At 59.9% G+C, this 23,191-nt stretch carries 23 protein-coding genes and 2 pseudogenes; 19 read left to right on the top strand and 6 right to left on the bottom strand.

Going from position 1 to position 23,191, the window contains the following annotated elements:
• The first annotated feature begins 64 nt into the window (after positions 1-64).
• The 3 genes from mpl to AB4N76_RS10380 are packed head-to-tail and all read left to right on the top strand — an operon-like array spanning position 65 to position 2,320.
• Positions 65-1,414, top strand: a complete 1,350-nt coding sequence (gene mpl / locus AB4N76_RS10390; RefSeq protein WP_046028742.1) for a UDP-N-acetylmuramate:L-alanyl-gamma-D-glutamyl-meso-diaminopimelate ligase — start codon at positions 65-67, stop codon at positions 1,412-1,414.
• Positions 1,411-2,043: a flavin prenyltransferase UbiX gene (ubiX, locus tag AB4N76_RS10385; protein ID WP_046028741.1), complete on the top strand. Its 633-nt coding sequence runs from the start codon at positions 1,411-1,413 to the stop codon at positions 2,041-2,043. Before mpl ends, ubiX begins: the two co-directional genes overlap by 4 nt.
• Positions 2,036-2,320 (top strand): YceK/YidQ family lipoprotein, encoded by a 285-nt coding sequence (locus AB4N76_RS10380; protein ID WP_046028738.1) that lies wholly within the window; start codon positions 2,036-2,038, stop codon positions 2,318-2,320. The genes ubiX and AB4N76_RS10380 overlap by 8 nt, the downstream gene beginning before the upstream one ends.
• Positions 2,321-2,371: 51 nt before the next feature.
• On the opposite strand, the gene AB4N76_RS10375 is transcribed toward AB4N76_RS10380, so the two are convergent.
• From AB4N76_RS10375 to AB4N76_RS10365, 3 genes and pseudogenes are all read right to left on the bottom strand, one after another.
• The gene (locus AB4N76_RS10375) at positions 2,372-3,013 is read right to left on the bottom strand and encodes an oxidoreductase (protein ID WP_046028737.1); all 642 of its coding nucleotides are present in this window, start codon (positions 3,011-3,013) and stop codon (positions 2,372-2,374) included.
• A gap of 27 nt (positions 3,014-3,040) precedes the next feature.
• Positions 3,041-4,758 (bottom strand): annotated as a pseudogene (locus AB4N76_RS10370) (C13 family peptidase).
• Positions 4,759-4,859: 101 nt separating this feature from the next.
• The gene (locus AB4N76_RS10365; RefSeq protein WP_046028734.1) at positions 4,860-5,315 is read right to left on the bottom strand and encodes a MaoC family dehydratase; all 456 of its coding nucleotides are present in this window, start codon (positions 5,313-5,315) and stop codon (positions 4,860-4,862) included.
• 196 nt (positions 5,316-5,511) lie between these two features.
• On the opposite strand from AB4N76_RS10365, the gene AB4N76_RS10360 reads away from it, so the two are divergent.
• The 3 genes from AB4N76_RS10360 to AB4N76_RS10350 are packed head-to-tail and all read left to right on the top strand — an operon-like array spanning position 5,512 to position 7,188.
• Positions 5,512-5,874 carry a CidA/LrgA family protein gene (locus AB4N76_RS10360; protein WP_046028732.1) on the top strand — a complete coding sequence of 121 codons (363 nt, stop codon included), beginning with the start codon at positions 5,512-5,514 and terminating at the stop codon, positions 5,872-5,874.
• Positions 5,871-6,587, top strand: a complete 717-nt coding sequence (locus AB4N76_RS10355) for an LrgB family protein (protein WP_046028731.1) — start codon at positions 5,871-5,873, stop codon at positions 6,585-6,587. The genes AB4N76_RS10360 and AB4N76_RS10355 overlap by 4 nt, the downstream gene beginning before the upstream one ends.
• A gap of 10 nt (positions 6,588-6,597) precedes the next feature.
• A complete protein-coding gene (locus AB4N76_RS10350; RefSeq protein WP_046028730.1) occupies positions 6,598-7,188 on the top strand; it encodes an LON peptidase substrate-binding domain-containing protein in 591 nt (196 codons plus the stop codon).
• Here the strand turns inward: AB4N76_RS10350 and AB4N76_RS10345 are convergent, their stop codons facing one another.
• Both AB4N76_RS10345 and AB4N76_RS10340 read right to left on the bottom strand, forming a co-directional pair.
• Positions 7,189-8,505: a bifunctional DedA family/phosphatase PAP2 family protein gene (locus AB4N76_RS10345; RefSeq protein ID WP_460164438.1), complete on the bottom strand. Its 1,317-nt coding sequence runs from the start codon at positions 8,503-8,505 to the stop codon at positions 7,189-7,191.
• A 108-nt stretch (positions 8,506-8,613) separates the two neighbouring features.
• Complete coding sequence (locus AB4N76_RS10340) at positions 8,614-9,312, bottom strand: DNA-3-methyladenine glycosylase (protein ID WP_046028729.1); 699 nt, start codon at positions 9,310-9,312, stop codon at positions 8,614-8,616.
• Between the two features lie 189 nt (positions 9,313-9,501).
• Here AB4N76_RS10340 and AB4N76_RS10335 point away from each other — a divergent pair, with 189 nt between their 5' ends.
• The 13 genes and pseudogenes from AB4N76_RS10335 (at position 9,502) to AB4N76_RS10275 (ending at position 22,081) form a co-directional block, all read left to right on the top strand.
• Positions 9,502-10,773 carry a glutamate-5-semialdehyde dehydrogenase gene (locus AB4N76_RS10335; RefSeq protein ID WP_077431203.1) on the top strand — a complete coding sequence of 424 codons (1,272 nt, stop codon included), beginning with the start codon at positions 9,502-9,504 and terminating at the stop codon, positions 10,771-10,773.
• A gap of 64 nt (positions 10,774-10,837) precedes the next feature.
• Positions 10,838-11,464, top strand: coding sequence for a nicotinate-nucleotide adenylyltransferase (gene nadD / locus AB4N76_RS10330; protein WP_185752259.1), 627 nt, complete (start codon positions 10,838-10,840; stop codon positions 11,462-11,464).
• Between the two features lie 72 nt (positions 11,465-11,536).
• The gene (gene rsfS, locus AB4N76_RS10325; RefSeq protein ID WP_046028725.1) at positions 11,537-12,031 is read left to right on the top strand and encodes a ribosome silencing factor; all 495 of its coding nucleotides are present in this window, start codon (positions 11,537-11,539) and stop codon (positions 12,029-12,031) included.
• A 9-nt stretch (positions 12,032-12,040) separates the two neighbouring features.
• Positions 12,041-12,508, top strand: coding sequence for a 23S rRNA (pseudouridine(1915)-N(3))-methyltransferase RlmH (rlmH, locus tag AB4N76_RS10320; RefSeq protein ID WP_003185785.1), 468 nt, complete (start codon positions 12,041-12,043; stop codon positions 12,506-12,508).
• Positions 12,509-12,518: 10 nt separating this feature from the next.
• On the top strand, positions 12,519-14,414 hold the full coding sequence (gene mrdA / locus AB4N76_RS10315) for a penicillin-binding protein 2 (protein ID WP_046028724.1): 1,896 nt from the start codon (positions 12,519-12,521) through the stop codon (positions 14,412-14,414).
• A gap of 31 nt (positions 14,415-14,445) precedes the next feature.
• Positions 14,446-15,549, top strand: a complete 1,104-nt coding sequence (gene rodA / locus AB4N76_RS10310; RefSeq protein WP_046028876.1) for a rod shape-determining protein RodA — start codon at positions 14,446-14,448, stop codon at positions 15,547-15,549.
• Between the two features lie 17 nt (positions 15,550-15,566).
• On the top strand, positions 15,567-16,577 hold the full coding sequence (gene mltB, locus AB4N76_RS10305) for a lytic murein transglycosylase B (RefSeq protein ID WP_046028723.1): 1,011 nt from the start codon (positions 15,567-15,569) through the stop codon (positions 16,575-16,577).
• Positions 16,577-17,585 (top strand): annotated as a pseudogene (locus AB4N76_RS10300) (septal ring lytic transglycosylase RlpA family protein). Before mltB ends, AB4N76_RS10300 begins: the two are co-directional and overlap by 1 nt.
• Before the next feature lie 183 nt (positions 17,586-17,768).
• Complete coding sequence (locus AB4N76_RS10295) at positions 17,769-18,926, top strand: D-alanyl-D-alanine carboxypeptidase family protein (protein ID WP_046028721.1); 1,158 nt, start codon at positions 17,769-17,771, stop codon at positions 18,924-18,926.
• Between the two features lie 83 nt (positions 18,927-19,009).
• Positions 19,010-19,285: a DUF493 domain-containing protein gene (locus AB4N76_RS10290; protein WP_046028720.1), complete on the top strand. Its 276-nt coding sequence runs from the start codon at positions 19,010-19,012 to the stop codon at positions 19,283-19,285.
• Positions 19,285-19,932 (top strand): lipoyl(octanoyl) transferase LipB, encoded by a 648-nt coding sequence (gene lipB, locus AB4N76_RS10285; protein ID WP_046028719.1) that lies wholly within the window; start codon positions 19,285-19,287, stop codon positions 19,930-19,932. The genes AB4N76_RS10290 and lipB overlap by 1 nt, the downstream gene beginning before the upstream one ends.
• Position 19,933: 1 nt before the next feature.
• On the top strand, positions 19,934-20,956 hold the full coding sequence (gene lipA, locus AB4N76_RS10280) for a lipoyl synthase (RefSeq protein WP_460164437.1): 1,023 nt from the start codon (positions 19,934-19,936) through the stop codon (positions 20,954-20,956).
• Positions 20,957-21,130: 174 nt separating this feature from the next.
• On the top strand, positions 21,131-22,081 hold the full coding sequence (locus AB4N76_RS10275) for a S66 peptidase family protein (RefSeq protein ID WP_460164436.1): 951 nt from the start codon (positions 21,131-21,133) through the stop codon (positions 22,079-22,081).
• 84 nt (positions 22,082-22,165) lie between these two features.
• Here AB4N76_RS10275 and AB4N76_RS10270 read toward each other — a convergent pair whose 3' ends face one another.
• Positions 22,166-23,128, bottom strand: a complete 963-nt coding sequence (locus AB4N76_RS10270; protein WP_046031124.1) for an IS110 family transposase — start codon at positions 23,126-23,128, stop codon at positions 22,166-22,168.
• Positions 23,129-23,191 lie beyond the last annotated feature (63 nt).

Below are 23,191 nucleotides of genomic sequence, written 5' to 3'. Positions count from 1 at the left end.
GAAACACAAGGTGCGATTTTTCCCTCCCTACGCTAACCTGCGGCCATGTTTTACGAGGTCGACTATGCACATTCATATTCTGGGTATCTGCGGCACCTTCATGGGTTCGATGGCGGTTCTGGCCAAGGAACTGGGCCATCACGTCACCGGCTCCGATGCCAACGTCTATCCGCCGATGAGCACACAGCTTGAAGCTCAAGGCATTGAGTTGACCCAAGGCTACGATCCTTCCCAGCTCGATCCGGCTCCGGATCTGGTGGTGATCGGCAATGCCATGTCACGCGGCAACCCGGCCGTCGAGTACGTACTGAACAAAGGCCTTCCTTACGTTTCCGGCCCGCAGTGGCTGGCCGATCACGTGCTGCAAGGTCGTTGGGTGCTGGCCGTTGCCGGTACTCACGGCAAAACCACCACCAGCAGCATGCTCGCCTGGGTGCTGGAGCACGCGGGCATGAGCCCCGGCTTCCTGATCGGCGGCGTGCCGCAGAATTTCTCGGTGTCGGCGCGTTTGGGCGGTACGCCGTTCTTTGTGATCGAAGCCGACGAATATGACAGCGCATTCTTCGACAAGCGTTCCAAGTTTGTTCACTACCGCCCGCGCACGGCGATCCTGAACAACCTTGAGTTCGATCATGCAGACATCTTCCCCGACCTGCCAGCTATCGAGCGGCAGTTCCACCATCTGGTGCGGACCATTCCAAGCGAAGGCCTGGTGATCCATCCGACCACCGAACCGGCGTTGCAACGTGTCATCGACATGGGCTGCTGGACCCCGGTGCAAACCACCGGCGCGGGCGGCCAATGGCAGGTCAAGTTGCTCAGCGAAGACGGTTCGAAGTTTGAAGTGATGTTCGAAGGCGTCGCCCAAGGTGTGGTCGAGTGGGACATGACCGGCCAGCACAACGTCGCTAACGCATTGGCTACGTTGGCGGCGGCGCGTCACGTCGGCGTGGTGCCATCGATGGGCATTGCTGCATTGAGCGCGTTCAAAAGCGTCAAGCGCCGCATGGAAAAAGTCGCCGAAGTGCGCGGGATCACCATCTACGACGATTTCGCCCACCATCCGACCGCTATCGCCACCACCCTTGATGGCCTGCGCAAACGCATCGGCGACGCGCCGTTGATCGCGATCATCGAGCCGCGCTCCAACTCGATGAAGCTGGGCGCGCACCGAGACGGTTTGCCGGAAAGCGTGGTCGATGCCGATCAAGTGATCTGGTACGCACCCGCCAACCTCGGTTGGGACCTGGCCGGCACCGCCGCGCTGTGCACCGTGCCATCGATTGTCAGCGACTCGCTGGAAGGCATCATTGAGCGCGTGAAAAGCCAGGCGCAGCCCGGTACTCACGTCGTGATCATGAGCAACGGCGGCTTCGGCGGCCTGCACGGCAAACTCGCCGAGGCCCTGCGATGAGCAGTGGTCCGGATCGCGTCACACTGGCCATGACCGGCGCTTCCGGCGCTCAGTACGGTTTGCGTTTGCTCGATTGTCTGATTCGTGAAGACCGCGAAGTGCACTTCCTGATTTCCAAGGCAGCGCAACTGGTGATGGCCACGGAAACCGACGTTACGCTGCCGGCCAAACCGCAGATGATGCAAGCCTTCCTCACGGAGTACACCGGTGCTGCGGCCGGGCAAATCAAGGTCTATGGCAAGGAAGACTGGATGTCGCCGGTGGCTTCGGGCTCCGGCGCGCCTGCGGCAATGGTGGTGGTGCCGTGCTCCACGGGGACGCTGTCGGCCATTGCGACCGGTGCCTGCAACAACCTGATCGAGCGTGCCGCCGATGTGACCCTGAAAGAGCGTCGCCAGTTGATTCTGGTTCCGCGTGAGGCGCCGTATTCAAGCATCCATCTGGAGCACATGCTCAAGCTGTCGAACATGGGCGTGACGATATTGCCGGCCTCGCCAGGCTTCTATCACCAGCCGCAGACGATTGATGACCTGATCGATTTTGTCGTGGCGCGGATTCTCAATCTGTTGAACATCCCGCAAGACATGCTGCCACGCTGGGGCGAACACCATTTGAGCAGCGATGAATAAGCTGCTGATTACTCTGCTGGCATTGCAACTGACGGGCTGCGCCACCGCGCGCACCCTTGATGCGGCCAAACCCGGAGCGCCCCTGGTGTATGCGGGGACGCGTCTGGATTTGTACGCCATGAACGGCGGATGCTGCGCCAAGGACCGCTTTGGTGCAGACGCGCCGAGCTATCCCGGCGTTGACCTGCCGGCCAGCGCGTTGCTCGACACGCTGCTGTTGCCGTTGTCGGTGCTGACGGTGATCGGAGTGAGTTTTCAGGCAACGGGCGGGTTGTAGTTAGAGGCTATTGTGGCGAGGGAGCAAGCTCCCTCGCCACAGATTTGCGGATTATTTACCGAGCTTGCGCAACTCATCCGACTCCACAATCCGCACTCCATCTTGCTCTTCCAGCGCCAACCGCCACATCGCGCGCGCCAGTTGGCAGGCTTCGATGCCGTGGTATTTGCCGGGGATCAGGCGTGACAGCGGGCCGGCGATTTTCTCGCCCAGGCGTGGGGCGACGCGATCGCCCAATAGCAGAGAGGGGCGGCAAATGGTCAGTTGCGGCCAGTCCTGTGCGCGCAATGCGTGTTCCATCTCACCTTTGACCCGGTTGTAGAAAATCGAGGATCTACGATCGGCGCCCAAGGCGCTGATCACGATCAGGTGGCGTGCGCCCATTTCCCGTGCACGCTTGGCAAACGCCACGACCATGTCCAGGTCCACTGCACGAAACGCAGGTTCCGAGCCGGCCTGCTTGATCGTAGTGCCGAGGCAGCAGTAGGCAATATCGACGCGACCGTTCAGCTGTGGAAGAAACACTTCCGGATCGCCGACAGGGTTTTCCAGGTGCGGGTGTTTGGCGAGTGGACGGCGTGAAGGGGCCAAAACCCTTGAGATCGTTGGCTCATTGAGCAAGCGATCCAGCAGATGTTCACCGGTTAACCCGGTAGCTCCGGCAATCAAGACATGCTGAGGCGTCAAGTACATAGTGTTTCTCCCTTGATACTGTTCAGCTTAGTTGCTCTTTGTATCCTTGCTGTCGATAGAGACACTTTGTAGTGCTTTTCGTGCCTGCTGCTTGCGTAACAACTGCCAGTGAGAGAGGACGGTTTTCGGCGCCCAGATCTGCGGCTCGGAGGCTTCGAAGCTGTCGGCCAGTTCGCGCTCGGCGACGGTGGCCTTGGCCAGTTTGAAGGCTTGCTCCAGGTCATCGGTCTGGTTCAATGCCTGGGCGAACAGTGCGTCGCCGAAGTAGGTGAAATTGGCTTCTTCGGCGCAGCCGAAGGACACACGGTCTGCCCGGGACGCGGTCATGATCAGGGTGCGCTCGTCCTTGAGGGCGGGAATGAAACCGCCGGAATAGCAGGACGAAATCACAATGATCTTGTCGCGATTTTTCAGGGTGCAAGCACCGCGGCGAGTTCGTCGGCCGGCAGGTCGGCCAGCTCCATGCGCGGTTGATCGAGCACCAGTTGATGTTCGCTGGTGCCGTGGCTGGTCAGGTAAATGAAAATCAAGTCTTCCGGGCCGCTGCGCTCGGCCAGGGTAGCGGCAGCGCGGCGCAGGTTTTCCCGGGTAGCCATCGGGCGGTCGACGAGGTGGTCGCGGTGATTTACCAGGCGGATTTGCCCGAACGCGCCGAAGCGGCTGCTGAGCATGTTGCTGACGTAATCGGATTCGCGCAGGAACACGCTTTGCTTGCCGTCGCCGCCCAAGGTCAGGGTGTACAACTCGACGGCTGGAGTCGAGGCCGGCACGTTGAGCAGGGCGTCCTCGAGCAAGCGGCCTTGAGCCAGCAAACCGAGCTCCAGGCTGTCAGGCAGCAGCTTGCCGTCGGCGTCACGTACGCGCTGGCCATTGAGCCATGTGCCGCTTTGCACGGTGCCGTCGGTGAGCACCAGCGTGCCGCGTCCCGAGTAACTGTCACTGTCAAATTGACCGGTGTAGAAGCTGCCGTCCGGCAGGTTCAATCGACCTTGGCCGGTGAAGCGCCAATCACTGAACTGGCCGGTGTAATGGCTGCTGTCGGAGCCGATCAACTCGCCCTTGCCGTTCAGGGATCCTTCCTTGAATTGACCGAGCCAGACATCGCCGTCGGCATTTTCGTAGCGGCCCTTGCCGTGCAGTTGATTGTTCTTGAAACCGCCGACATAGATGTCGCCGTCGGCGCTGTTGAAAGTCCCGTTGCCTTCCAGCTGACCGTTGACAAAGTGCCCGGTGAATTGATTGCCGCTGGCGTCGCCGCGCTGGCCTTCCCCGTTGGGTTTGCCGTGGGCGAACTGACCCTGGTACGAGCTGCCGTCATCGAGTTCGAGACGACCGAGCCCTGAATATTGATCGGCCTTGAATTCGCCGCGATAGCTCATGCCGTTTTCTTTGAGCGTGCCTTCACCCTCGCGCCGGCCGAGTTTGAAACCGCCGGTGTAGCTGCTGGCCGGTGTGGTCAGCGAGCCCTGGCCGTCGAACAGGCCCTGATTGAACAGCCCGCGATAGACCTCGCCATTGCTGCCATGCCATTCGCCCTGGCCGTGCCATTGCCCCTTGTCGAACTCGCCGGCGTACCAGCTGCCATTCGGATAGTCGATGCGGCCCTGGCCTTGCAGCAAACCATTGACCAGATCACCGCGATAGCGCCCGCCATCCGGCAGGCGGGCATCCGGGGGCAACAGCGATTCGCCATCGCCGCAAGCAGTGAGCAAAAGGGTCAGGGCAAGGAGTGCAAGTGAGCGCATAGCGGGATCCGGGCAATTAGGCGAGCGAGTATGCCGCAGCTATGTGTCGTATATATAGAGAGGGGTGCGAAACAGCGTGAGCTGCTTCGCATCCGCGAGGGTTACACGAAACAGAGGGACAGGGGTTCTGCGATATAGGCCGGTTTGTCCGAGCCTTCTATCTCAAGGGTGGTGGTGGCCTTGAGCAGCCATTGACCGGGTTTTTTCTCGATGACGTCGGTCAGATCAACTTTGAGGCGCACTTTCGAATTGACCTTGACCGGTTGAATAAAACGCACGCTGTCGAGGCCGTAGTTGACCACCATCTTCACGCCTTCGGGCATGACGAGGATGTCTTCCATCAACTTCGGGATCAGTGACAGCGACAGGAATCCATGTGCGATGGTGCTGCCAAATGGCGTTTGCGCGGCTTTGACCGGGTCGACATGAATAAACTGATAGTCACCTGTGGCTTCTGCGAACAGGTTGATTCGCTCCTGATCGATGGTGAGCCATTCGGAACGTCCGAGTTCCTTGCCGACATAATCTTTGAGCTCTGCAACGGGAACCTGGGGCATTGAGACTCTCCTTGTGTTTCATCGGATTTATAGTTTTTCGGGTGGGGGGATTTGACCTCCCTGCGAACCACTGTAGATCAACATGGCCGATTGCTCCGGTCAACTGACCATGCTTTTGGCGAATGCCGATCCATAGCGTTGACGTGCTTATAATGCGCGGCCCCTTTTTGGGTGGGGCGAGCGCGGGAGATGCCGGATGTTGTTACGTGGCCTGACCTGGCTGGTGCTGTTCCAATTGCTGGGCACAGCCATCAACCACTTGTTTTTACCGGTGCTGCCGGGGCCGATTGTCGGCTTGCTGCTGTTGCTGGTGTATCTGATTTCACGCGGGCAAGTCGGCGAACCGCTGAGCCTGGCGGCCAGCAGCCTGCTGCGGTACTTGCCGTTGCTGCTGGTGCCGCCGGCCGTGGGCGTGATGGTGTACGCCAAGGATATTGCCGCCGATTTCTGGGCCATCGTCGGTGCGTTGGTGTTGTCGCTGCTGCTGTCCATGGCGTTTGCCGGGGTGCTGATGCAACGCATGGTCAAGCGCCATGCCCATCGCGGAGATGACCAATGACCCTTGATTGGCACGGCGCACTCGACTCGGTGATCCATCATCCGCTGTTCGGCATCGGTATTACATTGGGTGCTTATCAACTGGTGCTGGCGGCTTTTGAGAAAACCCGCTGGATCTTTTTGCAGCCGGTGCTGGTCTCCATGCTGGTGGTGATCGGTGTCCTGCTGACCTGCGGCCTGACCTACGCGGAGTACCGCAAGAGCACCGAGATCCTCAGCATCCTGCTCGGACCCGCAACGGTTGCACTGGCCGTGCCGCTGTACCTCAATCTGCGAAGGATTCGGCAGTTGTTCTGGCCGATATTTACTACGCTGGTGATAGGTGGCGTGGTGGCCACGGGCATGGGCGTGTTGCTGGGGTGGTGGTTCGGTGCCGAGCACATGATCCTGATGACCATGGCGCCGAAGTCGGTAACGTCGCCGATTGCCATGCTGGTGGCCGAGCAGATCGGTGGTGTCGCGGCGCTGGCGGCGGTGTTCGTGTTGATCACTGGCGTGATCGGTGCGATCTTCGGCCCTGGTCTGTTGACGCGGCTCGGTGTGCGCAGCCCGGAAGCGCGCGGCATGGCCTTGGGAATGACGGCCCATGCGGTCGGCACTTCGGTAGCCCTGCAGGAAAGTGAAGAGTGCGGCGCCTTTGCGGCGCTGGCGATGAGTCTGATGGGTGTGGCCACGGCGGTGTTCCTGCCGTTGGCGGTGTCGATGGTGGTGTAAGGAAATGTCTATGAACTTACCGCTTTTCCCGCTGAACACGGTGCTGTTTCCTGGCTGCATCCTCGACTTGCAGATCTTCGAAGCGCGCTATCTGGACATGATCGGCCGCTGCATGAAACAGGGCGGCGGCTTCGGTGTGGTGTGCATCCTCGACGGCGAAGAAGTCGGCATCGCGCCGGCAGGGTATGCCTTGGTGGGGTGCGAAGCGCGGATCACCGATTTCAAACAGCAGGACAACGGCTTGCTGGGTATTCGGGTGCAGGGCGGGCGCCGTTTCCAGGTTTTGCGCACCGAGGTTCAGCGTGATCAGTTGACCGTCGCTGAAGTCGAATGGCTGGAAGACGAACCCGAGCAACCCTTGCAGGACGAGGACGCCGACCTGGTTGCGTTGCTCAAGGCCTTGGCCGAACACCCGATGGTCGAGGCCCTGAACATGGGGACCGAGGCAACCGGGCAGCAGTCGCTGGCCAATCAACTGGCGTACCTGCTGCCATTTGCCGAGGTCGACAAGATAGACCTGCTGCAACTCGACGATCCGCAGCAACGGCTGGATGCGATTCAGGCGTTGCTGGATGAGTTGCAGGGTGAGTTGTTCGCCTGATCAGTAGGCATACCGCAACAACGTATGTGGCAAATGCCGCAACACAAAGAACCCGAACAACGCCACCAGTACTGGCAGCACCAGCCACCAGACCTTGGGTGGCATGGCATTGAGTGGCGCCTTGCGCTGAGTCAGCCACAAGCTCGCCGCACACACGGCCGCCGCCAGCATCGCACCCGCCAGTACATCGGTCGGCCAATGCGCGCCCAGATACACCCGTGACAGGGAAATTGCCAGCGCGGGCAAGCAGCCCAGCAGCAACCAGGTCAGGCGCATCCGTGGCGGTTGCCCTCGGCCCGCCAGTACGGCGAGGGTCAGGAACAGCGCGAATGAGCCGGAGGCGTGACCGCTGGGCATGCTGTAACTGGTCAATGGATCACTCAACACTTCCGGGCGCAGGCGGGCGAAAAAGTGTTTGGTTGCGGTGTTGGCCAGCGCGGTGCAGAGCAGGGTGCTGCCGGCGAAAATCGCCTGGCGCCATTGCCGCGCAATCAGCAAAAGGCCGGTCAGCAGCGCGCTGAATACCAGCATGTTGCGAAATTCGCCAATCAGTGTGAAGACGACGGCGACTTCGTCGAGCATCGAGCCGCGGTGTTCCTGCACCAGGGTCATTACGCCTTGATCGAGTGCGGTCAGGTGCGGGTAGCCGATGAACAGTCCCACCAGAATCAGAAAACTCATGCCGGCAATCAGCGTCGTCGCCTGGCGATGGCGGCGCAGACTGCTGGTGACGCTCAAGCCCACCAAGACGGCAATACTGCCTGCGACGATCCCGGCTTCAGGCCAGAAACCTTCCGGCAGTGGCAGGCGAATCGCCGCCCCTGTGGCCCAACCGGGTAGCAAATAGGCAACACTCCAGCCAGCGGCGGCCAACACGCTGACTGCGGCAAAGCGCGGAAACGGCATGTCGAACATCCCGGCGACCATCGGCAGCATCGGTCGCAACGGCCCGATGAAGCGTCCGACCAGCAGGCTGGCGATGCCATAGCGTTGGAAATAGGACTCGGCGCCGGCGATCCACTCGGGGTGATGACGCAACCCCGGCAAACGACGGATATTCTGGTGGAAGTGCCGGCCGACGAAGTACGAAACAATGTCACCCAGCACACCGGCAACGAACCCCAGCAACAGCGTTTCACTCAGTGACAACGCACCGCTCCCGGCCAATACCGCCACAGCAAACAGCAACACTGTGCCGGGTACGATCAGTCCGGCAATTGCCAGACATTCCACAAAAGCCACGATGAACACTGCTGCAGCCAGCCATTGCGGATTAGCCGCCAACCAGCCGGTCACGCTATCGAGCCATGGGCCCATAAAAAACAACTCCATCGAACGTTCAATTGGCCACAGGTGGGCAAATACAATTTAAGCAACACCACAGAATCCCTGTGGGATCTGCTTTGCATCAAGATTTCGCTACTGTCATGGCAGCAAAAAATAATCGCGACCTTCGACCTGTCCCCGGCGCAGGGGGTTGCGAGTGCAATACGGCGCGTAAGCCGCGTCGACAAAGCGGTACATCAAATGCTCATCACGCCCATGAGGGATGCCCAGGCGCGTAGTCTGGATGATGTGGGTGGGCGCCGGGCCGATGTCTTCGACCAGCAGCACGTCGTGGTCGAAGCGCTTGGCGTCCCAGACCGGCACCTTCAAACCCAGTGACTTGCAGAGCAATGTTTGCCCGGCACACAGCTTTTGCGAGGGGCGAGGGCGGCCCTGAGTATCGGGGTTGTTCAGCAGCATTTGCGCCAGACTCGCCGGCCCGCTCAATTCATCGACCCATGGATAGGCCGATTTGATCAGCACCGCGTTGCCGGGGCCTTGGGCGCTGAAGTTCAGGGAATCGCCGCCACGGGCGTAATACATATAGATGTGGCCGCCATCCAGAAACAAAGCCTTACGCTTTTCTGTGTAGCCGAGGGAGGCGTGACTGCCTTTTTCTTCAAAGTAATAGGCTTCGGTTTCGATAATTCGGGCGCTGAGCCACAGGTCGCCGACTCGATGACGGATGACTTTACCGAGTAGATCCTGGGCCAGCGTTTGCGCGTCGCGGTCGAAAAACGCATCCGGGAGCCCGATGGGCCGGCTCGCAGCGGACGCTCGAACAGTCAGGTTGGACATGATGAACGGCGTTTATCAGGGCTGATAGAGCGGTGATGATAACAATTTGCAGCTTAATCACGGCTGAACGTCGGCAAATTGCTCTTGATTTCGACCATCCGCCCGTCACCGCTGTTAGTCGGGGGACGCGACAGCTATAATCTGCCGCTTTACTCTTTACCAAGACCTTAGCAAAGACCACTCCAGACCATGACTGAGTCCGTTCTTGACTACATGACCCGCCTGGGCCGCGCTGCTCGCGAAGCCGCTCGCGTCATCGGCTGTGCCAGCACCGCGCAGAAAAACCGCGCCTTGCAAGCCGCCGCTGATGCGCTGGACGCTGCGCGCGCCGAGTTGACGGCGGCCAATGAACTGGATTTGGCCGCTGGTCGGGCCAATGGTCTTGAGCCGGCCCTGCTGGAGCGTCTGGCGCTGACCCCGGAACGCATCGACGGCATGATCGTCGGTTTGCGCCAGGTAGCTGCATTGCCGGACCCGGTAGGCGCGATCCGCGACATGAGTTTCCGTCCGTCGGGCATCCAGGTTGGAAAAATGCGCGTGCCGCTGGGCGTGATCGGGATCATCTACGAATCCCGTCCCAACGTGACCATCGATGCCGCCAGCCTGTGCCTCAAATCCGGCAATGCAACCATCCTGCGTGGCGGTTCCGAGGCGATCCACTCCAATCGCGCCATCGCCGCCTGCATCCAGCGCGGCTTGGCTGAAGCCGAACTGCCTGGCGCTGTGGTGCAAGTGGTCGAAACCACCGATCGTGCCGCCGTTGGCGCGCTGATTACCATGCCGGAATACGTCGATGTCATCGTGCCCCGTGGTGGCCGTGGCCTGATCGAGCGCGTCAGTCGTGACGCCCGCGTGCCTGTCATCAAGCACCTGGATGGTATTTGCCACGTCTACGTCAGCCCTCACGCTGATCTGGCGAAAGCCCAGCGCATTGCGTTCAACGCCAAGACCTACCGTTATGGCATTTGCGGCGCGATGGAAACGCTATTGGTCGATCAAAGCGTTGCCAAAGATTTCCTGCCATCGATGGCTGCCCAGTTCCGCGAAAAAGGCGTCGAGCTGCGCGGTTGCGAGCGCACGCGGGCGATTATCGATGCTGCGGCGGCGACCGAAGACGACTGGACCACCGAATACCTGGCACCGATTCTGTCGATCCGCGTGGTCGACGGCCTCGATCAGGCCATCGACCACATCAATCGGTACGGCTCCCATCACACCGACTCGATCGTCAGCGAAAACCTCGCTGATACCCGGCGTTTTGTGGCACAAGTCGATTCATCGTCGGTCATGATCAACACGCCGACATGCTTCGCCGATGGCTTTGAATACGGATTGGGTGCCGAGATTGGCATTTCTACTGATAAGCTGCACGCCCGCGGCCCGGTGGGCCTCGAAGGTTTGACGTGCGAGAAGTACATCGTGGTCGGTGATGGCCAGTTGCGCGGCCAGGCGTCGGTCTGACTTGAGCGACCTCGCCCCGACAACCCCAGCCACCGCCGACACGCCTCAACCTCGGCGCATTGGCATGCTGGGCGGCACGTTCGACCCGGTGCACATCGGCCATTTGCGCAGTGCGCTGGAAGTCGCCGAGTCGCTGGCGCTCGATGAGTTGCGTCTGACACCCAGTGCCAGGCCTCCGCATCGTGATACGCCGCAAGTGTCGGCAAAAGACCGTCTGGCGATGGTCGAGTGCGCGGTGGCCGGTGTGGCGCCGTTGGTGGTGGACGCCCGCGAATTGCAGCGGGACAAACCGTCCTACACTATCGATACCCTGGAATTGATGCGTGCCGAACTGGCCGCGCGGGACCAGGTATTTCTACTTCTGGGCTGGGACGCATTTTGCGGCCTGCCCACTTGGCACCGCTGGGAAGAGTTGCTCCAGCATTGCCACATCCTGGTGCTGCAACGCCCGGATGCCGACAGCGAACCGCCGGATGCCTTGCGCAACCTGCTGGCAGCGCGCTCGGTGAGCGACCCGCTGGCCCTCAATGGGCCGAGCGGACAGATTGCATTCGTCTGGCAGACACCGCTCGCGGTATCCGCCACCCAGATCCGTCAACTGCTGGCCAGCGGTAAGTCGGTACGTTTCCTGGTGCCCGACGCGGTCCTGGCCTACATCGATGCGCACGGACTTTACCGTGCGTCGAACTGAAAAGAGGCGCGCTTCAAGGCACGTGACCACGTGTATCGAAGCCCCCGAACATACGAGCAAAACGAGTTTTATATGACTGACAAAGACGTAGCTAAAGTAAAGCGCAAAGGCACATTCAAGAGCGCCCCGCTGCCAGAAGTAGTTCCAACCGGCGCACCACTCGCTGGCGAAGAGCTGGTCAAGGTTGCCGTAGCGGCCCTGGAAGACGTCAAGGCCCAGGACATTCAGGTGATCGACGTTCGTGAAAAGCAGAGCATCACTGACTTCATGATCATCGCTACCGGTACCTCCAACCGCCAGATCGGCGCGATGCTGGACAAGGTCCGCGAAGCGGTCAAGGCTCAGGGCGTCAAGCCGCTGGGTGAAGAAGGCAAGGGTGACAGCGACTGGGTCCTGCTGGACATGGACGATGTCATCGTTCACATGATGACCGCCTCGGCTCGCCAGTTCTACGACCTGGAGCGTCTGTGGTCCGGCGCAGAACAGAGCCGTGCTCTGAACGCGGCTCACCACAGCCCGGAAAACACCCACGAGCATTTCATCAAGCTCAACAAAGACCAGCAATAAGGGCCCGCTGTGCGACTGCGACTGATCGCCGTCGGTTCACGGATGCCCAAGTGGGTGGAAGAAGGCTGGCATGAATATGCCAAGCGTCTTCCGTCCGAGCTGGCGCTGGAACTGGTGGAAATACCGCTCAATACCCGTGGCAAGAACGCCGACGTGGCGCGCTTCATCCGTCAGGAAGGCGAAGCCATGCTGGCCAAAGTCGGGCCGAACGAGCGTATTGTCACTCTCGAAGTCCACGGCAAACCCTGGAGCACTGAGCAGCTGGCGGTCGAACTCGATCGCTGGCGCCTGGACTCGCGCACGGTCAACTTCATGGTCGGCGGCCCCGAAGGGCTGGCGCCGGAAGTCTGTGCCCGAGCCGATCAGCGCTGGTCATTGTCGCCGTTGACGTTGCCGCACCCATTGGTGCGAATTCTGATCGGCGAACAGCTGTACCGTGCCTGGACAGTCCTGTCCGGCCACCCATACCACAAGTAGTTCTGCCCTCATGTCTCAGCCGATTCGCATCAAGGACCACGAAAAAGACGCCCGTCTGGTGCGTGGTCGCGTCGTGTTCGGGGCAATTGCGGTCGTAACGCTGATCTGCGTACTGATTGCGCGGCTGTATTTCCTTCAGGTGATCCAGTACGAGTACCACTCGACCCTCTCGGAAAACAACCGCGTCCATGTGCAGCCGATTCCGCCCACGCGCGGGTTGATCTTCGACCGCAATGGCGTGGTAATCGCCGACAACCGGCCCAGCTTCAGCCTGAGCATGACCCGCGAACGCTCTGGTGAATGGCAACAAGTGCTCGACGTGATCGTCCAGGTGCTGGAGTTGACTCCAGAGGATCGGGTGATCTTCGAGAAGCGCATGCGGCAAGGGCGCCGGCCGTTCGAGCCAGTACCGATCCTGTTCGAGCTGACCGAAGAACAGATCGCCCGTATCGCGGTGAATCAGTTCCGTCTGCCGGGCGTGGAAGTGGTCGCGCAGCTGGTTCGTCACTATCCGCAGGGTGCGCATTTTGCGCACTCGGTAGGTTATATGGGGCGGATCAACGAGAAAGAGCTCAAGTCTCTGGATCCGGTGAGTTACAGCGGCACCCATCAAATTGGCAAAACCGGCATCGAACGCTTCTACGAACCCGAACTGCACGGTCAGGTCGGTTACGAGGAAGTCGAAACCAACGCTCGGGGCCGCGTATTGCGCGTGCTCAAGCGTACCGATCCGATTCCTGGCAAGGACATCGTCCTGAGCCTGGACATCAAATTGCAGGAAGCCGCCGAGACCGCACTTGGCGGACGTCGTGGTGCCGTCGTGGCACTGGACCCGAAAACCGGTGAAGTGCTGGCGATGGTCAGTCAGCCGAGTTTCGATCCGAACCTGTTCGTCACCGGCATCAGCTCCAAGGCCTATTCCGAGCTGCGCGACTCCATCGACCGGCCGCTGTTCAACCGCGTGTTGCGCGGCCTGTACCCGCCGGGTTCGACCATCAAGCCGGCAGTGGCGATTGCCGGTCTGGATTCGGGGGTGGTCACCGCTTCGACCCGAGTCTTCGACCCCGGTTATTACATGCTGCCCAACTACGATCACAAATACCGTAACTGGAACCGTACGGGTGATGGTTACGTGGATCTGGACACGGCAATCATGCGGTCCAACGACACCTACTTCTATGATCTGGCCCACAAGCTGGGGATCGACCGGTTGTCGTCGTACCTGGGCAAATTCGGCATTGGCCAAAAGGTCTCGCTGGACATGTTCGAAGAGTCGCCGGGCCTGATGCCGTCCCGTGAATGGAAACGTGCGACCCGGCGCCAGGCGTGGTTCCCGGGTGAAACCCTGATTCTGGGGATCGGGCAGGGCTACATGCAATCCACGCCATTGCAGCTGGCCCAGGCCACTGCGCTGGTGGCCAACAAAGGCGTGTGGAACCGGCCGCACCTGGCCAAGACGGTTGAGGGCGTGAAGCCCAAGGATGAAAACCCGATGCCGGACATCGTCCTGCGCGATCCGTCCGACTGGACCAAGGTCAACCACGGTATGCAGCAAGTGATGCACGGCGCTCGCGGTACGGCGCGCAAGGCCTCGATCGGCGCGCAATACCGGATCGCCGGCAAAAGTGGTACGGCCCAGGTGGTCGCGATCAAGCAGGGCGAGAAGTACGACCGCTCCAAAGTGCAAGAACGCCACCGTGACCACGCCTTGTTTGTCGGCTTTGCGCCGGCCGACAACCCGCAAATCGTGGTGTCGGTCATGGTCGAGAACGGCGAGTCCGGTTCCGGGGTCGCCGCGCCTGTAGTGCGTCAAGTCATGGATGCCTGGCTCCTGGACCAGGACGGCCATCTGAAAGCCGAGTACGCCAGCCCTATCAGTGCGGAGGCTACGGCCCGTGAAGAATAATTTCGACCGCATGCTCTCCAGCGAGGATGTGATGCGTCGCCGTGCGACGCTGTTGCAGCGCCTGCACATCGATGGCCCGTTGTTGATTCTGCTGCTGACCCTCGCCGCCGGCAGCCTGTTCGTCCTGTATTCGGCCAGCGGAAAAAGCTGGGACCTGCTGGCCAAGCAAGCCACTTCATTCGGCATCGGCCTGGTGTCGATGATCGTCATCGCGCAGTTCGAACCGCGTTTCATGGCGCGTTGGGTGCCGGTCGGTTATGTGCTGGGCGTGCTCTTGCTGGTGGTGGTGGACGTCATGGGCCATAACGCCATGGGGGCTACGCGCTGGATCAACATCCCCGGCGTGATTCGTTTCCAGCCGTCGGAATTCATGAAAATCCTGATGCCGGCCACCATCGCCTGGTATTTGTCCAAGCGCACCTTGCCGCCGCAGCTCAAGCACGTAGCGGTCAGTCTGTTTCTGATTGGCTTGCCGTTCATCCTGATCGTGCGTCAGCCGGACCTTGGTACCTCGCTGCTGATCCTGGCAGGCGGTGCGTTCGTTCTGTTTATGGGTGGTTTGAAATGGCGCTGGATCATCAGCGTGCTGGCGGCGGCCGTGCCGGTGGCCGTGGCGATGTGGTTTTTCATCATGCACGACTACCAGAAGCAGCGAATCCTGACCTTCCTTGACCCGGAGAGCGATCCGCTGGGCACTGGCTGGAACATCATTCAGTCCAAAGCTGCCATCGGTTCCGGTGGCGTGTTTGGCAAGGGCTGGCTGCTGGGCACCCAGTCGCACCTGGACTTCCTGCCGGAAAGCCACACCGACTTCATCATTGCGGTCATGGGTGAAGAGTTCGGGCTGGTCGGCATTTGTGCGCTGCTGCTGATTTACCTGCTGCTGATCGGTCGCGGGTTGGTGATCACCGCCCAGGCCCAGACATTGTTCGGCAAATTGCTTGCGGGCAGTTTGACCATGACGTTTTTTGTTTATGTTTTCGTCAACATCGGTATGGTCAGTGGCCTGTTGCCGGTGGTGGGGGTGCCGTTGCCGTTCATTAGCTACGGAGGAACTTCGCTGGTGACGCTGCTGTCAGCGTTTGGGGTTTTGATGTCGATCCATACCCATCGTAAGTGGATCGCACAGGTTTGAATAAGGTGAAGATTTCAATGCAAGTAATGCGTGGCTGGGCGACTCGATACGCGCCATGGGTCGGCCTGGTAAGCATCCTTGGCATAACGCAGGACGCGTTGGCCGGCGATTACGAAGGTTCACCCCAGGTGGCCGAATTCGTCGGTGAAATGACCCGCGACTACGGTTTCGCTGGCGAACAGCTGATGGGCGTGTTCCGCGAAGCCGAACGCAAGCAGTCGATCCTGGATGCGATCTCCAAGCCCGCCGAACGGGTCAAGCAATGGAACGAATACCGTCCAATGTTCATCACCGACGCGCGCATTGCCCGTGGTGTGGACTTCTGGCGTCAGCACGAAGCAGTGCTGGCGCGTGCCGAGCAGGAATATGGTGTGCCGGCCCAGGTGATTGTCTCGATCATCGGAGTTGAAACCTTTTTCGGCCGTAATACCGGTAATTACCGGGTGATCGACGCGTTATCGACATTGGGTTTCGACTATCCTCCCCGTGCCGAATTCTTCCGCAAGGAATTGCGTGAGTTCTTGCTGCTGGCCCGGGAAGAACAGGTCGATCCGTTGACCCTCAAAGGTTCCTACGCAGGCGCCATGGGCTTGCCGCAGTTCATGCCGAGCAGTTTTCGCGCGTATGCGGTGGATTTCGACGGTGATGGTCACATTAATATCTGGACCAATCCGGACGATGCCATTGGTAGCGTCGCCAGTTACTTCAAGCTTCACGGCTGGGTTGCCGGCGAACCGGTGGTCAGCCGCGCCGATGTACGAGGCGAGCAGGTGGACGAAGGTTTGACCACGGGCATCGAGCCGACTAAAACCGCAGGGGAGTTGCGGGCTCTAGGGTGGTCAAGTCATGATGCGCTGCGCGATGATATGCCGGTCACGGCTTTCCGCCTTGAAGGTGACAATGGCCCCGAGTACTGGATGGGCCTGAAGAATTTTTACGCAATCACGCGTTATAACCGCAGCGTGATGTACGCCATGGCCGTACATCAACTGTCTGAGCAACTGGTCCAAGCACGGGGCGTCAAGTAATGCGGGCATCGCCTATGGATAAACCCCTCAAGCTCATGGCTTTCGCCGCATTGGCGGTGTTGCTCGCCAGTTGCTCGACCAGTCGCGCACCGGCTCAAAAAACGTCGTCCACTGCCGTGCGCTCGACGCCGGGGCTGGACATCAATCGCGCCCACAAAGATGGCGCGCCGTGGTGGGATGTCGACGTATCGCGCATTCCGGATGCCACGCCGACCCTGCACACCGGCCCTTATAAGGCCAACCCCTATACGGTGCTGGGCAAGACCTATTTCCCGTTGCAAGAATCCAAGACATACGTCGCCTCGGGCACGGCGTCCTGGTATGGCACCAAGTTTCACGGCCAGAACACCGCCAATGGCGAGGTCTACGACCTGTACGGCATGAGTGCCGCACACAAGACATTGCCACTGCCGAGTTACGTTCGGGTGACCAACCTGGACAACAACAAGAGCGTGATCCTGCGGGTCAACGACCGTGGGCCGTTCTACTCGGACCGCATCATCGACTTGTCCTATGCCGCGGCCAAAAAGCTCGGTTATGCCGAGATCGGCACTGCGCGGGTCAAGGTCGAGGGCATCGACCCGCAACAGTGGTGGGCACAAAAGGGCCGTCCGGCGCCTTTGATGCTCAACGAACCTAAAGTCGCGCAAAATAGCGCCCCGGTGATTACGGCCTCGGCCGGCACCGTGGAGCAATGGACGCCACCGCCTCAGCAGCACGCCGCGGCCGTCGTGCCCGTTCAGCTTGATGCAAAAAAACGCTTCTGTACCAGCCTCTGGCCAGTATCTGCAGGTGGGCGCGTTCGCCAACCCGGACGCTGCAGAACTCCTGAGATCGAAGCTCAGCGGGATGGTGAGCGCCCCGGTGTTCATCAGCTCGATCGTGCGCAACCAACAGACACTGCATCGGGTGCGCCTGGGGCCGATCGGTTCTCCGGGTGAAATCCAGCAAGTGCAGAACAGTGTGCGCATGGCCAACCTCGGTTCGCCAAGTGTGGTAACAGAGTAAACGTAGGACTTGATTGACGGTTCATCTGCGGTTTTGGGGGGTGAACCAGGTTGTTGGCTCGATACAGAACAAAAGCCCGGCAAGGGTTACAGAGTGAGCAACTGAACACGCGATAACCCGTTAGAAGGTTATTTGATTAGTTTTGCCCCTGGGCAAGTTTCCATTAGCGATTTCGAGAGACGGATGAACATCACCACCTTTGCCAAACGCCTGTTCCTGCTAGTCCCGCTGCTTCTCTCACCTGCCGCTTTCGCGGTCGAGGTGATGCCGTCGCCACCACAACTGGCCGCCAAGGCCTATGTGCTCATGGATGCCAGCAGCGGCAACGTGCTGGTCGAGAACAACGGTGACCAGCGTCTGCCACCGGCCAGCCTGACCAAGCTGATGACCGCGTACATCGCGACCCTGGAAATCCGTCGTGGCCAGATCGGCGAAAACGACCCGGTGACCGTCAGCGAAAACGCCTGGCGTACCGGCGGTTCGCGGATGTTCATCAAGGTGGGTTCGCAGGTCACCGTCAGCGACCTGCTGCACGGCATCATCATTCAGTCGGGTAACGACGCCAGTGTTGCGCTCTCCGAGCACATCGCCGGCAGCGAAGACGCATTCGCTGACGTGATGAACAAAACCGTGGCCGACCTGGGCATGACCAACACCCACTTCATGAACCCGACCGGTCTGCCGAACCCTGAGCACTACTCGTCCGCTCACGACATGGCGGTGCTGGCTCGCGCAATCATTCACGAAGACCCGGCTCACTACGCGATCTACTCGCAGAAGGAGTTCTTCTGGAACGGCATCAAGCAACCTAACCGCAACCTGCTGCTGTGGCGCGACAAGACCGTCGACGGTCTGAAAACCGGCCACACCGATGAAGCCGGCTACTGCATGGTGTCTTCGGCCGTACGTGATGGCATGCGCCTGATCGCGGTGGTGTTCGGCACCAACAGCGAAGTGGCTCGTGCCGCCGAAACCCAGAAGCTGCTGACTTACGGTTTCCGCTTCTTCGAAACCCAGACCTTCTATCAGAAAGGCGCCGAGCTGGCTCAGGCCCCTGTCTGGAAAGGCGCGACCAATCAAGTCAAGGCCGGTCTGGCTGAAGACCTGACCATGACCCTGCCAAAAGGCCAGCTGAAAAAGCTTGCTGCCAGCATGACCATGAACCCGCAACTGGTTGCGCCAATCGCCAAGGGCGACGTGATCGGTAAAGTCGAAGTGAAACTGGACGACAAGGTGGTGCACAGCGCCGATCTGATCGCTCTGGACGCGGTCGAGGAGGGTGGTATCTTCCGCCGCATGTGGGATAGCATCCGTCTATTCTTCTACAGCATGTTCAACTGATAGTGTGCTCCTGCAAGGCCCCGTGCTGATCCGGCGCGGGGTTTTGCTGTCGCCACGGCTTACGCTTACGAGGCCGTTACGCCATGACCGATACCGAAGTAAAGGCACCAAAGATCGAATTTCCCCAAGTTGATTATCCGGTTAAGGTGATCTGCGATACGGGCGTCGGCAACAAAGACAAGATCATCGAAATCGTCAAGAAATACGCGACCATCAACGATGAGCGTGTCGATGAGCGTCAAAGCAGCAACGGCAAATACACCACCATTCAGTTGCACATCGTCGCGACCGACCAGGACCAGCTGTACAACATCAACAGCTATCTGCGGGCGACCGGCTTCGTGCACATGGTGCTGTGATGTCTGGCACGCTGGGCTTTCGTGAGCTCGGCCAGATGGCTTACGAGCCGGTCTGGCATGCCATGCAACGCTTCACCAACGAACGCGGTACCGATGCCGCCGACGAGATCTGGCTGGTCGAGCACCCGCCGGTGTTCACCCAGGGGCAGGCTGGCAAGGCCGAGCATCTGCTGCTTCCCGGGGATATTCCGGTGGTGCAGGTCGATAGGGGCGGTCAGGTGACCTATCACGGCCCTGGCCAACTGGTGGCCTATCTGCTACTGGACGTACGCAAGCTGGGGTTTGGCGTGCGTGACTTGGTCAGCCGCATGGAGCAATGCCTGATCGAGTTACTGGCCAGCTACGGCGTTACTGCCGCCGCCAAGCCGGACGCACCGGGTGTCTACGTCAACGGGGCGAAAATCGCATCTCTGGGTCTACGGATCCGCCACGGTTGTTCCTTTCATGGCCTGGCCCTGAACGTGGACATGAACCTGGAACCGTTTCGACGGATTAATCCCTGCGGCTACGCCGGGCTGGCGATGACCCAGCTGAGCGATCACGCAGGATCGATTGAATTTGCCGAGGTAAGTGCCCGGCTGCGCGCGCAGCTCGTCAAACACCTCGACTATGCTGAGCAGACGACCCTAACGGGCGGAATCGACTGATATGACTACTGATGCAGTGCAAACCATGATCCCGACGCTTGATGTCACTGAGCGTCCGGCCCCGCGTGCCAAGGTTGAAGCCGGCGTCAAGCTGCGCGGCGCCGAGAAGGTTGCACGTATCCCGGTGAAGATCATTCCGACCACCGAACTGCCAAAGAAACCCGACTGGATTCGCGTACGCATCCCGGTTTCCCCGGAAGTCGACCGCATCAAGGCCCTGTTGCGTAAACACAAACTGCACAGCGTGTGCGAAGAAGCGTCCTGCCCGAACCTGGGCGAGTGCTTCTCCGGCGGTACCGCGACGTTCATGATCATGGGCGACATCTGCACCCGTCGCTGCCCGTTCTGCGACGTCGGCCACGGCCGTCCGAAACCACTGGACGTGAACGAGCCGGAAAGCCTGGCCATCGCCATCGCCGACCTGAAACTCAAGTACGTGGTGATCACCTCGGTTGACCGCGACGACCTGCGTGACGGCGGTGCCCAGCACTTCGCCGACTGCATCCGCGAGATCCGCAAGCTGTCGCCGAACGTGCAGCTCGAAACCCTGGTCCCGGATTACCGTGGCCGTATGGACGTGGCGCTGGAAATCACTGCGGCCGAGCCACCGGATGTGTTCAACCACAACCTGGAAACCGTGCCGCGTCTGTACAAGGCTGCGCGTCCGGGTTCGGATTACCAGTGGTCGCTGACCCTGCTGCAGCGTTTCAAGCAAATGATGCCGCACATTCCAACCAAGTCCGGTTTGATGCTGGGCCTGGGCGAAACCGACGAAGAAGTCATCGAAGTCATGGAGCGCATGCGCGAGCACGACATCGACATGCTGACACTGGGTCAATACCTGCAACCGTCTCGCAGCCACTTGCCGGTGCAGCGTTTCGTGCACCCGGACACTTTCGCCTGGTTCGCCGAGGAAGGTTACAAGATGGGCTTCAAGAACGTCGCTTCCGGCCCGCTGGTACGTTCGTCGTACCACGCCGACGAGCAGGCGAAGCTGGTTAAAGCCGAGCTGATGTCGTCCTGATCGGCCGTTAAACATAAAGCGCCCGCAAGGTTTCAACGCCTTGCGGGCGTTTTTTTGCCTTGCCTGCGCCGGCCAGCGCTTTTTTCTTTGCACTCTGCGGGTGACGACCCCTCTTCTGTTTGTCCCCGTACCTGACTACTGTGTGCTGAAGTTTTCACGCAGGGAGATTCATGGATGACCATTCGACCGACCCATACGCTGTATCCGCATAAACCTGTTCCGGCGTTGCCGTCGCAAGGGCTGATCGGCGTCATTGCACCAGCAGGTCCCGCCGGGCTGGACACTGACAAAGCCATTGCCTGGATGCACGCTCGCGGTTATGCGTTGCGGGTGTATCCCGGGGTGTATGAAAAGGACGGTTACCTGGCCGGCAGTGACGAAGTGCGGCTCAATGATTTGCACGCGGCATTCGCCGACACCGAGGTCGACGCGATCATCTGCCTGCGGGGTGGTTACGGCACACCGCGTTTGCTCGACCGCATAGATTTCGAACTGCTGCAAAACAACGCCAAGCCGTTCATCGGCTACAGCGACATCACGGCGCTGCACGTGGCGATCAGCCGTTATGCCGGTTTCGTGACCTTTCATGGCCCGCTGCTCAATGCCGACCTGTTGGGCGACAAGCAAAAACCGACCGAGTCTTCGTTTTTCAACATGCTCCGTGGGCAGGTGAAGGCCGGCAGCGTGTTGGCTCATCCGGCGGCTTACCCGTTGACCACTATCGAGCCCGGCATCGCGCATGGGCGCTTGCTGGGAGGCAACCTGTCGATGATCGCCGCGACCATGGGCACGCCTTACGAGCTGGAGGCCGAGGGCGTCATCCTGTTGATCGAGGACATCAACGAGCCGCTGTATCGCATCGACCGGTTACTGACCCATCTGCGTCTGGCCGGAACGCTGGGCAAGCTGCGCGGGGTGCTGGTGGGAGATATCGCGGGGGTCGAGCCGGCGGCGCTGGAGCGGTTGCTCAAGCAGACGTTCGAGCCGTTGCGGATACCCGTGCTGGCCGGATGGCGCAGTGGGCATTGCGACCCGAACCTGACGCTGCCGATGGGGGCGTTGGTCAAGCTGGATGCGGGGAACAGGGTGTTGGTGTTGGAGCAGGATGTGGTGGTCAGGCGCTAGAGTTTCGTCGCCTGATGGTCAGTCATCGCGAGCAAGCTCGCTCCCACAGGTTTTGTGTCGTTCACAAATCCAATGTGGGAGATTCTATGTTGCAGGGGAACCCTGCAGCCTTAAATTTGGCTGGTATTCGCTCTGGTTTTTCATGAGAGCGAATGCCACCCGGCATAGCTTGCGGGCGAGGATCACCAGGGCTTGGGTTTTTGCCAAGCCTCTGACGAGATAGGACTCATAGTACGGTTTCCAGGTGGCAGACCGACAAGCCGCCATCGCCGCGTTGTGAGCCAGGCGCCGCAGCTCCGTATCGCCTTTTTTGGACAGGTGGCGAGGGCTGTTCTTCTTGCCTGAATCCTTTGCTCGCAAGTCCATCCCCAAAAAAGCAATGAATGCATCGCCGTTGGCGAAGTGACCGCGCATGAATGCGGTCGCCAAGCCCATAGCCGTAAGCTCACCGATCCCCTCAATGGCTTTGCAGCGCTTGATGTTTTCGGTGATGCCTGCCTTTTTGCTGACTTTGTGCAGTAATTTCTGGATGGCTTGCTCCGCTTGTTTGAAGGACTTCAATTGCCGGGCCAATTCATCCTTCAGAAGCGGCTCACCTGACCAACTCAGCGTCATGCCCACACGCACATTGATAAGCTCTGCGCGTCTATGAAGCAGACTTTTCAACACCTTGTAGGCCTGCGGAGGTGGACTCCAGAGGCGCAGTCGATCCTGCTCGCTAGACAGGTAACGCGCGAGCAGGCGCGCATCACAAGGGTCGGTTTTCGCCCGTTGGCCAATGCTTTCGCGGTAGTGGCTCAGACGATAAGCATCCACAACGTAAACCCGGTGTCCCATTTCATGGGCCAGTTCGACCGTGTCCAAGTGGTAAATGCTGGTGGCTTCCAAAGCAATTGAGCTTTGCGCAGGCAGAGCTTTGAGCCAACGCCCAAGAGTCTCTCGGTCGTTGTTGATGTGTTGAGTGGTTTGCATGTCTTCGCGGTAAGCGACGATTTCGGCCTTGGCTACATCGATACCGATTACCGTTGGCGAGGTAAGGATTGTCATGACGAATCCTCGGAGCTAGGGTTTAAGGGCTTGTCGGGGTTTACCCTTGCGCTGGCTTGCCTC

This window comes from Pseudomonas sp. S2_F03 (assembly GCF_054668335.1).
This window is presented reverse-complemented; position numbering and strand designations above follow the sequence as displayed.

Excerpts from the sequence above, each read along its gene's own strand:
- mpl (WP_046028742.1), top strand. The coding sequence starts at position 65 with ATGCACATTCATATTCTGGGTATCTGCGGCACCTTCATGGGTTCGATG.
- ubiX (WP_046028741.1), top strand. The coding sequence starts at position 1,411 with ATGAGCAGTGGTCCGGATCGCGTCACACTGGCCATGACCGGCGCTTCC.
- AB4N76_RS10380 (WP_046028738.1), top strand. The coding sequence starts at position 2,036 with ATGAATAAGCTGCTGATTACTCTGCTGGCATTGCAACTGACGGGCTGC.
- AB4N76_RS10375 (WP_046028737.1), bottom strand. The coding sequence starts at position 3,013 with ATGTACTTGACGCCTCAGCATGTCTTGATTGCCGGAGCTACCGGGTTA.
- AB4N76_RS10365 (WP_046028734.1), bottom strand. The coding sequence starts at position 5,315 with ATGCCCCAGGTTCCCGTTGCAGAGCTCAAAGATTATGTCGGCAAGGAA.
- AB4N76_RS10360 (WP_046028732.1), top strand. The coding sequence starts at position 5,512 with ATGTTGTTACGTGGCCTGACCTGGCTGGTGCTGTTCCAATTGCTGGGC.
- AB4N76_RS10355 (WP_046028731.1), top strand. The coding sequence starts at position 5,871 with ATGACCCTTGATTGGCACGGCGCACTCGACTCGGTGATCCATCATCCG.
- AB4N76_RS10350 (WP_046028730.1), top strand. The coding sequence starts at position 6,598 with ATGAACTTACCGCTTTTCCCGCTGAACACGGTGCTGTTTCCTGGCTGC.
- AB4N76_RS10345 (WP_460164438.1), bottom strand. The coding sequence starts at position 8,505 with ATGGGCCCATGGCTCGATAGCGTGACCGGCTGGTTGGCGGCTAATCCG.
- AB4N76_RS10340 (WP_046028729.1), bottom strand. The coding sequence starts at position 9,312 with ATGTCCAACCTGACTGTTCGAGCGTCCGCTGCGAGCCGGCCCATCGGG.
- AB4N76_RS10335 (WP_077431203.1), top strand. The coding sequence starts at position 9,502 with ATGACTGAGTCCGTTCTTGACTACATGACCCGCCTGGGCCGCGCTGCT.
- nadD (WP_185752259.1), top strand. The coding sequence starts at position 10,838 with ATGCTGGGCGGCACGTTCGACCCGGTGCACATCGGCCATTTGCGCAGT.
- rsfS (WP_046028725.1), top strand. The coding sequence starts at position 11,537 with ATGACTGACAAAGACGTAGCTAAAGTAAAGCGCAAAGGCACATTCAAG.
- mrdA (WP_046028724.1), top strand. The coding sequence starts at position 12,519 with ATGTCTCAGCCGATTCGCATCAAGGACCACGAAAAAGACGCCCGTCTG.
- rodA (WP_046028876.1), top strand. The coding sequence starts at position 14,446 with ATGCGTCGCCGTGCGACGCTGTTGCAGCGCCTGCACATCGATGGCCCG.
- mltB (WP_046028723.1), top strand. The coding sequence starts at position 15,567 with ATGCAAGTAATGCGTGGCTGGGCGACTCGATACGCGCCATGGGTCGGC.
- AB4N76_RS10295 (WP_046028721.1), top strand. The coding sequence starts at position 17,769 with ATGAACATCACCACCTTTGCCAAACGCCTGTTCCTGCTAGTCCCGCTG.
- AB4N76_RS10290 (WP_046028720.1), top strand. The coding sequence starts at position 19,010 with ATGACCGATACCGAAGTAAAGGCACCAAAGATCGAATTTCCCCAAGTT.
- lipB (WP_046028719.1), top strand. The coding sequence starts at position 19,285 with ATGTCTGGCACGCTGGGCTTTCGTGAGCTCGGCCAGATGGCTTACGAG.
- lipA (WP_460164437.1), top strand. The coding sequence starts at position 19,934 with ATGACTACTGATGCAGTGCAAACCATGATCCCGACGCTTGATGTCACT.
- AB4N76_RS10275 (WP_460164436.1), top strand. The coding sequence starts at position 21,131 with ATGACCATTCGACCGACCCATACGCTGTATCCGCATAAACCTGTTCCG.
- AB4N76_RS10270 (WP_046031124.1), bottom strand. The coding sequence starts at position 23,128 with ATGACAATCCTTACCTCGCCAACGGTAATCGGTATCGATGTAGCCAAG.